A 14908-nucleotide genomic window follows, 5' to 3' on the forward strand; every position below is an offset into this window, starting at 1 on the left:
CCTACTTACGATTTCTGGAACATGGCGAGCATGCGCCGTGTCACGAGGAAGCCACCGAAAATGTTGATGGCCGCCATGAAGACCGCGAATATCGACAGGAAGGTGATGACCCCCGAAGACGATCCGATCTGGATAAGTGCGCCAAGGATCACGATGGACGAGATGGCGTTTGTCACCGCCATGAGCGGTGTGTGCAGGCTGTGCGCGACGCCCCAGATCACCTGGAAGCCGATGAACACGCTCAGCACAAAGACGATGAAATGCTGCATGAAGCTGGCCGGGGTATAAAGACCCGCGAGCAGCACCAGCGCACCACCGATGGCCAGCAGCGTGACCTGTTGTTTGGTCTGCGCCTTGAAGTCGGCCAGTTCCTTGGCCTTCTTCTCTTCGGCGGTCAGCTCCTTCGGTGCGTCCTTCTTGGGTGCTGCCGCAATGGCTGCGACCTTGGGCGGCGGCGGTGGGAAGGTGACCTCTTGCGCATGCGCAATGGTCGCGCCCCGGATCACGTCATCTTCCATGTCATGGTTGATGACACCGTCTTTTTCCGGCGTCAGGTCCGCCATCAGGTGGCGAATGTTTGTGGCATAAAGGCTCGACGATTGCGTCGCCATCCGGCTGGGGAAGTCGGTGTAGCCGATGATGGTCACGCCATTGTCGGTCACGATCTTCTCGTCAGCCACGGTCAGCTTGCAGTTGCCGCCCTTCTCAGCCGCAAGGTCCACGATGACGGAGCCGGGCTTCATGGCTTTCACCATGTCCTCGGTCCACAGCTCCGGCGCCTCGCGGTTCGGGATCAGGGCGGTCGTGATGACGATGTCCATCTCGGGCGCCAATTCACGGAACTTTGCAAGCTGCGCTTCGCGGAATTCCGGTGACGACACGGACGCATATCCGCCAGACGACGCGCCGTCCTGCTGCTCTTCCTCGAAATCAAGATAGACGAACTCGGCGCCCATCGATTCAACCTGCTCCGCCACTTCGGGCCGCACGTCGAAGGCGTATGTGATGGCCCCCAAGGAAGTAGATGTGCCGATCGCGGCAAGACCCGCCACGCCTGCACCGACAACCAGCACCTTGGCCGGCGGCACCTTACCCGCCGCGGTGATCTGACCGGTAAAGAAACGGCCAAAGTTGTTGCCAGCCTCAATGACAGCCCGGTAGCCTGCGATATTCGCCATGGACGACAGCGCGTCCATCTTCTGCGCACGGCTGATCCGGGGGATCATCTCCATCGCGATGACAGTCGCGCCTTTCTTGGCGGCCGCCTGCATCTTGTCTTCGTCTGCCACGGGGCTGAAGAACGAAATCAGCGTCTGGTCTTCCCGCAGCCGCTTCATCTCGGTCGCGTCGGGCACGCGCACCTTGGCGACCACATCAGCCGCTTTCCACAGGGCCGCAGCGGTCTTGACCACCTCGACGCCTGCCGCCTTGTAGTCCCCATCGGCAAAGCCCGCCTCGGCCCCTGCGCCCGTCTCGACCACACACTCATGGCCCAGCTTTTGCAGGGCAGCAGCGCTTTCGGGCGTCATGGCAACGCGGCGCTCTCCCTCAAATATCTCTTTTGGTGTTCCGATCTTCATTCGAAGAACCCCCGTCCGTTCGTGGCAGTCAATTTCGGGCAAGACCCAAAGGCTATGTGGCGCAGCGCCTGAGGGTGTCCACTACCCAACACGTATGGAAGTTACAAGAAGTGCTCCAACGTCACGGCAGTAATATTTGCAAAAATTTAGACCCAACGACGCACTTTTTGTTCGTAGCGCGCAAATTCGGCCCTGAAGGTGCGGCGCATCCGGTCCTCCTCAGGGACAATGAACTGACGCTCGATCCACCAGACAAAAATCGGGACCAGCACCAGCGACGGCACCGCATCAAACCGCAGGGTCAGTCCCGCCAGCAACAGCGCATCGCCCAGATAGATGGGGTTGCGTGTACGCGCAAAAATGCCGTCGGTGATCAACCGCTCCGGTGTCTGGTGCGGAATAACGGTGGTCTTGTTGCGCCAGAACGCCAGCAGTGCCGCCATGATCAGCAACAGACCGGCACCAATCATCAAACCGGCCATTGCATGTGTCACCGGATGGTCCACGCTCATACCCAGGGGCAAATAGCGACCCTGGCACCACGCGAGGAACACGCAGATCACAAGCCAAACCGGTGGTATGTGCAACAGATTGGTCATTTCAAAAGTGGGTTGCCCGAGTGTGATTGGATAGAAAAGTGCCCGTATCCAAAGTGTCAACGACACTTGGTGAGACCGCGACCAAAGGCCACCGCAAACGGAAAATTGTGATTGATCCTTCGGCATCGGCGCCTCAGTCTGATGCAAACGGAACATGCCAGAGGACGCGACCCCATGACCGATCAATCGACGCTTGCGGGCAAGCACGCACTGGTCACAGGGGGTGGCACGGGCATCGGGCTTGCCATTGCGCGCGCGCTCGCAGACCGCGGCGCACAAGTGACCATAACCGGGCGGCGGCAGGCGGTGCTCGACGACGTCTCGGGCGCGGGGATCCACGGCGTGGGGATGGACGTGCGTGACGAGGCCTCCGTTCAGGATGCAGTTTCAACCGCCATCGCAGCGCGCGGTCCGGTGCAGATCTGCGTGCCCAACGCTGGCATCGCAGAAGGGCGCACCGTGCCCAAGACCGACCTGGCATTCTGGCAGAACATCATGGCCACAAATCTGGACGGCGCGTTCCTGACCATCAAGGCCTGCCTGCCGGGTATGCTGGAGACAGATTGGGGCCGCGTGATCGCTGTGTCCTCCATCGCAGGTCTGCGTGGCCTGCCGGGCGCAGCCGCGTATTCCGCATCGAAACACGGCCTTATTGGCCTGATCCGGTCGCTGAGCGAAGAGTACATGGGGAAGCCATACACCTTTAATGCGCTGTGTCCCGGCTATGTCGATACGCCCATTGTCGACCGGAACCAGGAGGCGATCGCGCAACGTACCGGAATGAGCGCCGAAGCCGCACGCCAGTTGATGATCGACGCAAACCGCCACAAGCGCCTCATCGACGCCGATGAGGTCGCCGCCGCTGCGCTCTGGCTGGTTGGCCCGGGATCACAGAGCATCAATGGCCAAACCATTCAGATCGCGGGTGGGCAAACCGCGTAGGGCGAAGCAGGATCCGCCTTACGACTGCCGGCCCCTAGCGCGTCTCGACACCGGCATAGTAAGGCGCACGTGTCGTGCGCCCGCCCAAGGGCATGTAAGCGCGACCGACAGGGCCACCGGGTTTGAACTGACCTTGGGAAATGGCACGGTGGATTGACGAATGCGCCCACTGCTCGGGCCGGTTCACCAGCCCCGCCTGCACCGGCGCTGTCCAGATCATATGTCGATGTGCTGCCAGGTCGTCGGCATCCCGGATCGCATGTTCCCAGAACCGCCGCTGCCACAGCCCCTTTTCGCCCGGACACAGGCGCTGTCCGCTCACATCGCCCGGCGCGTCAACGCTGCGCGAAAACAGGCTTTTAACCATGCGCCAACGGGTTGAAAAATCAGCGTCATCCGGCGGCAGCCGCCATAGCGTGTGCATCACGTCGCCCAGAACAACGATCTCGGAAATCTCGAACGGGTACTGATCCTTGGCCTTGCGCATTGCCCCGCGCAGCGGATCAATCTCGCGCAGGAACAGGTCGGTGCCACGGCGCGCGGCACGGACAGTGAAGAAACAGATGACATCGGGGCGGTCAGAGCGAATGTCGCGGGGCATGGGTCTACCCTGCCCGCACTGTGGTTAACGGCCGCTTAAGCTGACCGCAGTACCGGCCGCGCCCGACCTCCGTCGGCCCAGTCCCGGCACGCCGCACCAAAGGCTTCGAACAGCGGGCGAGATACCGGATCGCATTTCGCGTTCCATTCAGGGTGCCACTGCACCGACAGGGTAAAGCCCGGCGCGCCGTCGATATAGATGGCCTCTGCCGTGCCATCCGGCGCATGGCCATCCACCACCACCCGCGGACCGGGATGCTTGATGCCCTGTCCGTGCAGCGTGTTCGTGGGCACCGACTGCCGTCCCATCAACTGGTGGAAAACCCCATTCTCGGAAAAGGTCACCTCATGGCGCAGCGCAAATTTTTCTTCCAACGTCCCTTCGGGCGGCATCCGGTGATTGTCGCGCCCCGGCAGATCCCGGATTTCGGGATATAGCGAGCCGCCCATGGCGACGTTCACTTCCTGAAAGCCGCGGCAAATCCCAAGGATCGGCTGGCCACGCTCCACACAGGCGCGGATCAACGGCAGCGTGATGGCATCACGGTTGCGGTCAAAGTCACCATGTGCCTCGGTCGGCGCTTCGCCGTATTCCTCAGGATGCACATTGGCGCGCCCGCCGGTAAAGACGAAGCCCGCGCAATGTTCCAGCAGGTCCGAGACACGCACACTGGCAGGTTCGGACGGAATGATCATGGGCACACCTTCCGCCACATCTGCCACCGCCGAGATATTGATCAGGCCTGTCGCCTGCACCTCATAGCTGTCGTGAATGACGTGATGGTTCGAAAAGATGCCGATGATGGGACGGGCCATATGGTCCTCTGCGCCGCTGCGTTTTTACGGGTATAGCCCACGCCAGCGCGCCCGGACCAGACAAACGGACGCGCAAGCCCCTGTGCAAAAAGCCGCAGGTCGCGGACATGCCTAAATTTCCGCCGCCAATGCCGCAGCCTCGATCCCGGCCACGGCTGCTGCGGCATCATTGTCGGAGGTATCGCCGGTGACGCCCACTGCGCCGATGACCGCGCCTTTCTTGTCGCGCACCAGCACACCGCCTGGCACCGGCACCACCTGCCCGCCATACACCCCGTTCACCGCCGTCATGAAATACGCCTGCTGTTCGGCACGCGCCATCTGCGCCGTGCCCGCCATGCCCAGCATCACCGCGCCATAGGCTTTGCCCTGCGCAATCGCGAACCGACCGGGTGCTGCCCCATCCTCGCGCTCGCAGGCCTGCACATGCCCGCCCGCATCCAGCACGACGACGGTCAGCGGTTTTAACTCCATCTCCCTGCCTTTCTCCAAAGCCTTGCGAATGATGGTCCGCGCCTTGCGCAATGAAATTGCCATGTGTCTTCTCCTGACAGACCGGAACCCGGTCTTCTTCCCTGTTTCAAAAAAATCCCGGGGAGTGTGAGGGGCTGGCCCCTCACACTCGCACTCTCAACCGGTGGCTCAGGCTGCCTTGAACTCCAGACGGCGCGCATGCAGCACCGGCTCGGTATAGCCCGAGGGCTGCGCACGCCCCTGCAACACCAGCTCGCAGGCCGCCTGAAACGCCACGCCGTCAAATCCGGGCGCCATCGGGATATAGTCCGCATCCCCAGAGTTCTGCCGATCCACGACCGCGGCCATCTTCTTCATGGCGGCCATCACCTGATCCTCGTTCACAACACCGTGGTGCAGCCAGTTCGCCATGGCCTGCGCCGAAATCCGGCAGGTCGCACGGTCCTCCATCAGACCCACATCGTTGATGTCCGGCACCTTGGAACAGCCCACGCCCGCATCAACCCAGCGCACGACATAGCCCAGAATGCCTTGCGCGTTGTTCTCCAGCTCACGCGTGATCTCCGTGTCCGAGAAGTTGCGGCCTGTTGCCACAGGAATGCTCAGGAGATCCTCAAGCGTTCCCCGCGCGCCGCCCTCTTTCAGCACATCCTGACGGGCCATCACATCAACCTTGTGATAATGCGTAGCGTGCAGCGTCGCAGCGGTCGGCGATGGTACCCAAGCACAAGTGGCGCCGGACTGTGGATGGCCGATCTTGGCCTCCAGCATCTCGGCCATACGGTCAGGCATCGCCCACATCCCCTTGCCGATCTGCGCCTTCCCCTTCAGCCCACAAGCCAGCCCAATGTCCACATTGCGATCCTCGTAGGCGCCGATCCAGGCCGCGCCCTTCATCTCGCCCTTGGGCACCATCGGCCCCGCTTCCATGGATGTGTGGATCTCATCCCCGGTCCGGTCAAGGAAACCAGTGTTGATAAAGGCAACCCGCGCCTTGGCCGCGCGGATGCACTCCTTGAGGTTCGCGCTCGTCCGGCGCTCCTCGTCCATAATACCCAGCTTGACCGTGTTGGCCGGCAGCCCCAACACCTTCTCCACGCGGGTAAACAACTCGTCGGCAAAGGCGACCTCATCCGGCCCGTGCATCTTCGGCTTCACCACATAGACCGAGCCGCAGACCGAGTTGCGCAGCCCCTCAGACTTCTTCAGGTCATGCATCGCGATCAGGGTGGTGATCATGGCGTCCATCAGCCCCTCGCCCACCTCATTGCCGTCCTTGTCGTGGATGGCGGGATTGGTCATCAGGTGGCCCACGTTCCGGACCAGCATCAGGCTGCGGCCCTTCACGGTCAGGGGCGAGCCATCAGGCGCGGTGTAGCTGCGGTCGCCAGCCATCCGTCGCGTGATGACCTTGCCGCCCTTCTCAAAGCTCTCTTCCAGATCGCCCTTCATCAGGCCTAGCCAATTGCCATAGGCGAGCACCTTGTCCTCGGCATCGACAGCGGCCACGCTATCCTCGCAATCCATGATCGTGGACAGCGCGGATTCGAGGTTCACCGCCGCAATGCCTGCCGGATCATCGCCGCCAATCACATCATTGCGGTCGACGACAATCTCGATGGCGAGGTGGTTGTTGCGGAAAAGATAGGTCTGCGCCTCCTCATCCCCGCCGTAGCCAACAAATTGCGACGCATCCGCCAGCGTTGCCCCCTGCAGCACCAGAGCACCATCAACAACGGAAAGCGCCGTTACATTGGCCCAGCTCCCGCCGGACAGCGGCAGAGCGTCGTCCAGGAACGCCTTGGCCCACGCAATCACGCGCGCCCCACGCGCCGGATCATACCCGCCCGCCTTCGGCAAATCGCCCAGCGCGTCCGTGCCGTAGAGCGCGTCATACAAGTTGCCCCACCGCGCATTGGCCGCATTCAGGGCAAAGCGCGCGTTCATGATCGGCACGACAAGCTGCGCGCCGGGGGTCCTGGCAATCTCGGGGTCAACATTGGCCGTCTCAATCTCGAAATCTGGGCCCTCGGGTACAAGATAGCCGATCTCTTCCAGAAACGCCCGATAAGCGGCGGGATCATGATCGCTGCTGCGGTTGGCGATGTGCCAGGCGTCAATCTGCGCCTGAATGTCCGCGCGCTTCTGCAACAACGCGCGGTTCCTCGGCCCCAGATCATGTACCAGCGCAGAAAACCCGGCCCAGAAGTCCGCCGACGGGACGCCTGTGCCCGGCAGGGCTTCGGTCTCGATGAACTGTGCAAGGCTGTCTGCGACCTTCAGATTGCTGCGGTCTACGTAAGCGGTCATTGGGCTCTCCGGGTCTGGGAAACACATGTTTCGGCAAGGCTTAGAGAATTTGTTTCCTATCGTAAACATCACTGGTCAAAGAATTTTACCAAAATAGGTGGGCGATCAAAAACAAGCCGGAACATGCCGCTGATACAGCCCGCAAAAGCAGCAAAGATGCCAGCTTTGTCAGGCGGTGCGTTTGCGCGCCAGAAGCCAGATGAACCCGACGCCGCCCACCAGCCCGGTCACAATGCCAATCGGCATATCCTCGGGCGCCATGACGGTCCGTGCCGCGATGTCGGCCCACAGCAGCAGGATGGCCCCCACCAGCGCGGAGCCGGGCAGCACACGCCGGTAATCCCCGCCAACGATCATGCGCACCACATGCGGCACCATCAGTCCGACAAATCCAATGATCCCGGAAAAAGCGACCATGACCCCGGTGATCAACGCGCCCACCACAAAGACGATCAGGCGAAACCGCGCCACCGGAATCCCCAGGGTCGACGCCGTCTCGTCCCCCACGGTCATGGCGTTCAGCACCGTCGAACGGGACACAAGCCACGCCCCGCACACAACCAGAATGACCAGCGGATAGATCAGCTGGTCCCATTGCGCGAGCCCAAGCCCACCCAGCATCCAGAACACAACCGTGTGGGTGGCGCGCGGATCGCCCAGAAAGATCAGCACATTGGCCGCAGCCATCACGATGAACGACACGGCCACCCCTGCCAGAACCAACCGGTCCGCGCTTGTCGCATCAGCAAAACGCGACACGGCCAGTACAATTGCCGTCGCACCCAGCGCCCCCGCAAAGGCCAAAAGCGGGACCGTCAGCAGCCCCAGAAACAGCCCCGTGTGCAACAGCGCCAGAATGGCGCCAAAGGCGCCACCCGACGAGATGCCCAATAGGTGCGGATCAGCCAGCGGATTGCGGGTCACGGCCTGCAAGCTGGCCCCCACCAGCGCCAGCCCTGCGCCTACCATCATCGCCAGCAGCGCGCGAGGAAAGCGGATGTCCCAGACAATCGCCTCCCGCCCCTGCGACCAGGTCTGCTCGACAAACCCCAGCGACAGCCGGTTCAGAAACACGCCCCAGACAGTGCCCGCGGGCACCGCAACGGCCCCTACGGAAATCGCAACAGACAGCGACGCGAGCAAAAGGGTCATACCGCAAAGGACAAAGGCGACTGTGCCGCCCCTACGCCGCGTCCGAACCGGAGTGCCCACGTCCGCCGTCATGGGCTCACTCACCCCAGAAGGCGTCAGCCAGTGTCTTGATGGCCTTAATGTTGCGCGGCCCCGGTGTCGCCTCGACATATTCCAGCGTCACGAACCGGTCGTTCTTGACCGCATCCAGATCGGCAAAGGCCGGGTTCGACATCATGAAATCGCGCTTCTGCTCCGCCGTCACCTCGCCGTAATTGACGATGACGATCACCTCGGGGTTGCGTTCCACCACCTCTTCCCACGTCACGGTCGCCCAGCTTTTCTCGAAATCATCCATGATGTTCACACCACCCGCCGCCTCGATCAGCGCCGTGGGCATCGCATAGCGACCAGCGGTAAAGGGCGTGTCCTCTCCACTGTCATAGACAAAGACGCGCAGCGGCGACCCGGTGCCCAGCTCCTCGGTGAATGCGGCAAGCTCCGCCCTGTAGCCATCAACCAGCGCAACCGCCCGGTCCTCGACGTCAAAGATTCGGCCAAGGTTCATGAGGTCGGCATACATGTCCTCGATACTGGCCTTGTCCTTCTCCATGATGTGAATGCAGCTTTCGGTGAGTTCATAGACGTTGATGCCAAAGGGCTCCAACGTCTCCGGCGTCACCTCGCCGCCGACCTTCATGCCGTAGTTCCACCCGGCAAAGAAGAAATCGGCGTCGGCGCCAACCAGCACTTCCTTCGACGGATACTTCTCGGACAACTCCGGCAATTCCTCGACACCCGCGCGCATCTCTTCATCCAGCGTTTTCCAGCCGGAAATGCCAGTGTAACCCACCATCCGGTCGGCCAGGTCCAGCACCAGCATCATCTCGGTCAGGTTGACGTCATTGGAAATCGCCCGCTCCGGCGGCGCGTCGAACGTGACGGTTCGGTCGCAGCTTTGCACTGTGGTTTCGGCCGCAGCAACAGACGCCAGGCAGGCCACGGCGGCGGATGCCAAAAGAACGGTTTTCATAGATGGGTTTCCTTGTGTGAGAGGTGAAAGGTCAGATGGTCAGCATTGCTGGGCGCCAGACGCTCGCGCCGCGCATCCACGCGGAACACGCCGGACAGTGCCGCCTCAGTCAGCACGTCGCTGGGCGGCCCGAAGCCGATGCAGGCCCCGGCGTCCAAAAGCAGCACATCGTCGCAAACGCCCGCAGCCAGGTTCAGATCATGCAGTGACGTCACAATGGTCAGCGGCAGGGTACGGATCAGGTCCAGCACCTCCAGCTGATGGCGAATGTCCAGATGGTTCGTCGGCTCATCCAGGATCAACAGCCGCGGCTCCTGCGCCAGTGCACGCGCAACCATGACGCGCTGCCGCTCACCGCCCGACAAGGTGCCCAGATGCCGGTGCGCTAAACGGTGCAAATCAAGCTGGGCCAGCGCAGCATGGATGACGTCGCGGTCCCGCGCCCCCGCCGACCCGCCAAACCCGCGGCGATGCGGCGTCCTGCCCAGCGCGACGATCTCGGCCACGGTCAGGGCAAAATCGCTCGGGTGCTCCTGTAAGACAGCAGCCACCCGCTGCGCAACGGCGCGGGCCGACAGGTGCCAAATGTCATCGCCGCCAATCGACACCGTCCCCGTACGCGGCTTGTGAAAGCGGTAGAGCAAGCGCAGCAAGGTCGTCTTGCCCGCCCCGTTGGGCCCCACGACGCCCAGCACGCGTCCCGCCCGCAATTCAAACGATGTCGGATGCAGCAGCGGCGTGCCGCCACGCGCGGGCGCCCAGGACAGATCCCGCACCGACAGGTCCGCTGCCGTGCTCACGACGCGCGCACCGCAGTCTCTTCGATGGCCACGATGGCGGCGGGGACACGGGCCAGCGTGGTCTGGCGCAGCTTTCCGGGCCGATCCACGGACGAACACCACCCGTCCTCTAACACCGCGTACTGCCGGGCAAAGGCCAAAAGATCGTCAATATCCGTCTCGGGATCAATGTCACCAAACAGATACGTCGCCTTGCGCGTCCCATGATAGGCGACAGTGCACGGCCTATCGCAGCCCGCCATGCAGGCCACGCCGGAAATCTCGAAATCATCCGCCACCAAATCGCCTGCATCAGCGATCGCGGCGCGCAAGCGTTCGATCAGCTCATATCCGGGCCGACACTGTGTGCCCTTGTGCTTGCACGATGTGCAGATTGTAATGCGATGGTCCATTAGTCCCTCCGACTATGGGAGGGGCCGAGGAAACAGAACCATGTCGTGGCGGCAAGAACCGCTGTGCCATCTTGTGCTCCTGACCAGGCGCCCCGCCTGCATCGAGTTGAGTTGCCGACACACACCATGCGCCGGTGATGGCAGGTCTCCTGACTTGCGGGTCACGGCTTCCCCGAACCTTCCCGGACGCTGCGGCATCCAGTGGTCCGTGTCGGGGTCGCTCTCCGCTCACAGTTGCGGGGGCAGTCGCGGATTTGGCACCAAAACAGCACCGCACCGCGTTCCCTTTTCATCTCGTCCGGCATAAGCCGTCCAAGAACCATCTTCTCCACGTGACCCAAATGACATGAGCAGGTCAATGCAAAATCATGCACCTTGGGCGCAATCACGACCAAGGTGCACATTTCCCTGCCCTTTTTATTGCGCACCTGTCAGAACCGGGCATTGCATGTCCTGCGGCGCAACGCCTTCTGGTCACGGCATGAATGGTGTAAGTCCATCTCACACCCAATAGGCCCGCGCCACACATGACACCGGACATCACCCGCCTCCACAAGCGCCTGCGCCTGGGCCGCCCCGTCCAGGCCGAAAACGTGCAGCTGACGCACACCCGGTTCCGCGACCGTCGAATCGTCTTCTGCACAGACATGGAAAACGACCCGATCCAGCGCCATCACCGCAAGGGGGTCTTCTACGAGCTTTCCGAATTGAAAGAGATCGAGGCCGTGTTCCCCGAGGGCGGCACCTTTGTAGACATCGGCGCAAATGTCGGGAACCATACGCTCTTTGTTGCCGCCTTCCTGGGGGCTGCACGGGTCATCCCGATCGAGCCGAACCCGGCCGCCTATCGCCTGCTGATCCAGAACGTCCTGCTCAACGGGCTGGATGACATGGTCGACCTGTCGCATCTGGGCATCGGCCTGTCCGACAGCGCGGACAGCGGCTATGCCGTTCAAAAGCGGACCCGGAACCTGGGCGCTGCGCGGCTGCAAAAAACCGGTAAAGGCGGACTGACCGTTTTGCCCGCGGACGATGTGCTAAAGAACGAAACACCGGCCTTTGTAAAAATCGACGTCGAGGGCATGGAGATGAAAGTGCTCGACGGGTTGCAGGATACCGCCGCGCGCTGCAAGCCGCACTTCATGGTCGAGGTCGATCTCGAAAACGATGACGCCTTTCACGCCTGGTGCAAGGCGACGGGCTATGACGTCCTCTCGTGCACGCAACGCTACAAGAAGAACCGGAACTACCTGCTGAAACCGAGCTGAAGCGCTGGATCACTCAGCCGCAAGGGCGATCGGCGCATGATCCGCCAACAGCGCATTAAGCATCGGAAAGCGCGCGGTCACATCTGCCATCTCGTCGGGCTGCACGAGATCATCGCCAAACATGGTCCGGCTGTCGTTCAGATCGTGAACCGCGCGGATGAAATACGGCACCCGGCCATAGATCGCCCGTGCCGGATGGCGCTGCCCGATCCGCTTGTGTGCCGTAAAGAATGGATTGCGCTGTGTCTGTGTCCGAGCCACCAACATCAGACCCTGCGTATTGAACGGCACGGTGCGGTGCAGAAGCTTACAGGTGCCGTTGTCAAACACCGCCGACAGACCCTGTGCCTGCGACAGGTAGCAATAGTCGTCTTCGGCCCGGAAGAGCGACGTCATCGCCAGCGCCTCGCGCCGCATGACATCCACGAAATCGGATGACACCGCATCGTCGTCATCCAGAACGATCTGCGCTGTATAGTCCTCGGTGTTCAGCGTCTCGTGCTGGTGCTTGCGAAAACATCGCCCGGCCTTTTGCGGCGGGCGGAAGATCACGTGCGTGCGATGCGCGCCAAGCGTGTCGTTACAGATCTCGGTGAGATACGTCTTGTGCTGTTCCGGCAATCCGGCCGAGGACAGCAAGACCAGTTTGAAATCCTCGTCCTGCTGTGATGCCAGGCTGGCCAGCGCGATCTTTTCAAAGAAGTAGGCTCGCTTTTTCAGCCGCTCTTCACTGAACAGCCGCGCAGGGTCACGGCTCGCCCGAGAGCGCCAGCCAGACTTGCCGAAATACGAATAGCGCATTTGGAACACGACCTGCATGACCCATTAATAAATCATTAACCAAAGGTTGAAAATGGCGCAGGGCGTTCTGTGGCTATTTTTGGGAGATACCCTCGACAATCGGCGGATCTGCGCAACACAAGCGATAACCCTGTCGCGCTGCACGCCTGTCCGTCACACCAATTGGGACGCCTGCGCACAACTGATCCACACAACGCCGCCCGGCACTGGCAAGATGGATATAGGCACTGTTCAAAGCCTACGCGCGCATCACCGTGCCGACCGCCTGGCTTCGGTCAGCAGCATGTGCGCGCCGTGGTTAAAATCCGGCAAATACGCCGCGCGCAGGGTCAAAGGCCTGATACGGAACGGCTTTCACAAATGGATAAAAATACCGTGCCCGCACCGAACAGCCTGTCCCCGCGGGGACAAATCCCGTACTCGCCAAGTTAGCCGCGTTTTTTCGCTTCTATCCGGCACCGGTCCGAGCAGTATTTGACCTCCTCCCAGACCTTCTCCCACTTCTTGCGCCAGGTGAACGGACGATCGCAGACCGGACACATCTTCTCTGGCAAGTCTGCCTTTTTCCGCATCCGCCCCATCAGAACTCAAACCCCATCTGGCGCGTGTCCTTGGCCGCGGATGTTGCCCCTTTCCGCGCCTTGCGCGGATTGCGATCATCCACGAAATGTCCCTGTGGATCCTTGCGGCTGGCGTGTTTGTGAACAACTCGCTTGGCCTCTTCCCTGAACGCCCCGCCGCGACGCACCGCCCACACTTTCTCCCGCGCCTCCCGCGCGGCCTGCAGCACGTCAATCACCGGCGCAGGATAGGTCTTGCCCAGCACCGTATCCGCCGCCTCCCACGTCCAAGGTTCCTGCAAAAACGCGTCCGGAACCGCCGCCAGTTCAGGGCACCAGCGGCGGGTGAAAACGCCCGTTGGATCCTGATCCTTGCCCTGTTTCACCGGGTTATAGATCCGCACGGTGTTCATCCCGGTCGTGCCCGATTGCATTTGGCTCTGCGGCCAGTGAATGCCAGGCTCGAAATCAGTGAACTGCCGTGCCAGATGCAGCCCCGTCACCCGCCAGTCGAGCCACAGGTGATAGGAGGCCACAGCCATCAGCATCGACCGCATGCGAAAGTTCATCCACCCCGTCGCCGCAAGGTAACGCATGCACGCATCGACAAAGGGCAGCCCCGTCTCGCCCTTCTCCCACGCCGCGAGGCGTTCTGCATCCGCCACCTTCGGGCGCATATCCTCATAAGCGGAATGCAGGCAGCGTTGCTCCAAGGCCGGTTCATCCTCAAGCTTCTGCATAAAGTGATCGCGCCACGCGAGGCGCGCTTGAAAGGATTTCAGCGACGCGCCCCACCCTTCACGCGTGCCCTTCACCTCGCGCTGGCGCGCTGCGGCGGCCTGGCTCGCCTCACGGCCCGACAGACAACCGAAAGCGAGGTAGGGAGACAGGCGCGAACACGACCACTCGCCCGTGACCGGAGACGACATGTCCTTGCGGTAGCTTTGCCCCCGCTCGGTCAGAAACGATCCCAGCAACGACAGCGCCATCTCCCGCCCACCGCGCTGCCGCTCCGGGCAATGATCTTCGGCCACAAGGCGCGGCACCTGATCCGACGGCAGCGCCGGACCGGTTATCCCCGCGGGGACATCGACTTGGGGCTGGCGCAGAAAAGCGTTGCGCTGTTTGGCCCAGCCGTCCCGACCGTTGAGGCGCCGCACCACACCGGACTGCGCCAATTCGGTCCATACGATACCGTTTGCACTGCACCAGGCAGCGACATCAAGATCGCGGGCGTAGGTCCATGCGTTCCCCGTTTCTTCATGGCTGACCAAGGCGGAAAAACCTGCACTTTCATGCAGATCCGTCAGCACATCCACAACGCGCCCGACCCGCACCACCAGCGGCACACCCAGTGCCGCCAGTTCATCAGCCAGCGCGGTCACGCTTTCGCACAAAAAGTCGAACTGGCGCCCCGAGACGTCGGGCTGAGCCCAATACTCGGGCTCGAACACATACAACGGCAGCGCAGCGCCACGCGCGGCGGCCTGCGCCAAGGCGGGATGATCCGTCACCCGCAGATCCCGTTTGAACCACACAACTGTCGTCATGCGCTGGCAGTTAGGTCGTTGGCGCGTGGCGCCAAGATCACAAGGTGCCGCA

Annotated in this window: 15 protein-coding genes and 1 riboswitch; of the genes, 2 read left to right on the forward strand and 13 right to left on the reverse strand. The window is 62.0% G+C overall.

Translation table 11 applies throughout. The features are described from left to right. Window positions 1-5: 5 nt before the first annotated feature. Together FD715_RS05120 and FD715_RS05125 are read right to left on the reverse strand one after the other, a co-directional pair. Window positions 6-1580 (reverse strand): Re/Si-specific NAD(P)(+) transhydrogenase subunit alpha, encoded by a 1575-nt coding sequence (locus tag FD715_RS05120; protein ID WP_147106177.1) that lies wholly within the window; start codon window positions 1578-1580, stop codon window positions 6-8. Window positions 1581-1726: 146 nt separating this feature from the next. Next, window positions 1727-2179, reverse strand: a complete 453-nt coding sequence (locus tag FD715_RS05125; protein ID WP_147106180.1) for an isoprenylcysteine carboxylmethyltransferase family protein — start codon at window positions 2177-2179, stop codon at window positions 1727-1729. Window positions 2180-2353: 174 nt separating this feature from the next. Between FD715_RS05125 and FD715_RS05130 the strand changes: the two genes are divergently transcribed. Continuing rightward, window positions 2354-3121, forward strand: coding sequence for an SDR family NAD(P)-dependent oxidoreductase (locus tag FD715_RS05130; RefSeq protein WP_147106183.1), 768 nt, complete (start codon window positions 2354-2356; stop codon window positions 3119-3121). A gap of 34 nt (window positions 3122-3155) precedes the next feature. On the opposite strand, the gene FD715_RS05135 is transcribed toward FD715_RS05130, so the two are convergent. The 8 genes from FD715_RS05135 to FD715_RS05170 all read right to left on the reverse strand — a co-directional run bounded on the left by FD715_RS05135 (window position 3156) and on the right by FD715_RS05170 (window position 10677). Beyond that, on the reverse strand, window positions 3156-3722 hold the full coding sequence (locus tag FD715_RS05135; RefSeq protein ID WP_147106186.1) for a transposase: 567 nt from the start codon (window positions 3720-3722) through the stop codon (window positions 3156-3158). A gap of 35 nt (window positions 3723-3757) precedes the next feature. Then, complete coding sequence (locus FD715_RS05140; RefSeq protein WP_147106189.1) at window positions 3758-4537, reverse strand: gamma-glutamyl-gamma-aminobutyrate hydrolase family protein; 780 nt, start codon at window positions 4535-4537, stop codon at window positions 3758-3760. Between the two features lie 111 nt (window positions 4538-4648). Beyond that, window positions 4649-5074: a heme-binding protein gene (locus tag FD715_RS05145; protein ID WP_147106192.1), complete on the reverse strand. Its 426-nt coding sequence runs from the start codon at window positions 5072-5074 to the stop codon at window positions 4649-4651. Window positions 5075-5179: 105 nt separating this feature from the next. Continuing rightward, window positions 5180-7321: a malate synthase G gene (locus FD715_RS05150; protein WP_147106195.1), complete on the reverse strand. Its 2142-nt coding sequence runs from the start codon at window positions 7319-7321 to the stop codon at window positions 5180-5182. 168 nt (window positions 7322-7489) lie between these two features. Next, entirely contained in the window at window positions 7490-8545 is a 1056-nt protein-coding gene (locus FD715_RS05155; RefSeq protein ID WP_147106198.1) for an iron ABC transporter permease, read from the reverse strand. Between the two features lie 4 nt (window positions 8546-8549). After that, on the reverse strand, window positions 8550-9485 hold the full coding sequence (locus tag FD715_RS05160; protein WP_147106201.1) for an ABC transporter substrate-binding protein: 936 nt from the start codon (window positions 9483-9485) through the stop codon (window positions 8550-8552). Continuing rightward, on the reverse strand, window positions 9482-10285 hold the full coding sequence (locus FD715_RS05165) for an ABC transporter ATP-binding protein (RefSeq protein WP_147106204.1): 804 nt from the start codon (window positions 10283-10285) through the stop codon (window positions 9482-9484). The genes FD715_RS05160 and FD715_RS05165 overlap by 4 nt, the downstream gene beginning before the upstream one ends. Then, window positions 10282-10677, reverse strand: coding sequence for a DUF1636 domain-containing protein (locus tag FD715_RS05170; RefSeq protein ID WP_147106207.1), 396 nt, complete (start codon window positions 10675-10677; stop codon window positions 10282-10284). Before FD715_RS05170 ends, FD715_RS05165 begins: the two co-directional genes overlap by 4 nt. 121 nt (window positions 10678-10798) lie before the next feature. After that, window positions 10799-11016, reverse strand: a riboswitch (cobalamin riboswitch). A gap of 188 nt (window positions 11017-11204) precedes the next feature. Between FD715_RS05170 and FD715_RS05175 the strand changes: the two genes are divergently transcribed. Continuing rightward, complete coding sequence (locus tag FD715_RS05175) at window positions 11205-11945, forward strand: FkbM family methyltransferase (RefSeq protein ID WP_147106209.1); 741 nt, start codon at window positions 11205-11207, stop codon at window positions 11943-11945. A 9-nt stretch (window positions 11946-11954) separates the two neighbouring features. Here the strand turns inward: FD715_RS05175 and FD715_RS05180 are convergent, their stop codons facing one another. From FD715_RS05180 to FD715_RS05190, 3 genes are all read right to left on the reverse strand, one after another. Further along, window positions 11955-12764 (reverse strand): glycosyltransferase, encoded by an 810-nt coding sequence (locus tag FD715_RS05180; protein WP_147106213.1) that lies wholly within the window; start codon window positions 12762-12764, stop codon window positions 11955-11957. Between the two features lie 410 nt (window positions 12765-13174). Then, window positions 13175-13327, reverse strand: a complete 153-nt coding sequence (locus FD715_RS05185; protein WP_189799407.1) for a DUF2256 domain-containing protein — start codon at window positions 13325-13327, stop codon at window positions 13175-13177. After that, on the reverse strand, window positions 13327-14856 hold the full coding sequence (locus FD715_RS05190; RefSeq protein ID WP_147106219.1) for a cryptochrome/deoxyribodipyrimidine photo-lyase family protein: 1530 nt from the start codon (window positions 14854-14856) through the stop codon (window positions 13327-13329). The genes FD715_RS05185 and FD715_RS05190 overlap by 1 nt, the downstream gene beginning before the upstream one ends. Window positions 14857-14908 lie beyond the last annotated feature (52 nt).

This window comes from Tateyamaria sp. syn59, from assembly GCF_007995245.1.
Taxonomy (GTDB): Bacteria; Pseudomonadota; Alphaproteobacteria; order Rhodobacterales; family Rhodobacteraceae; genus Tateyamaria.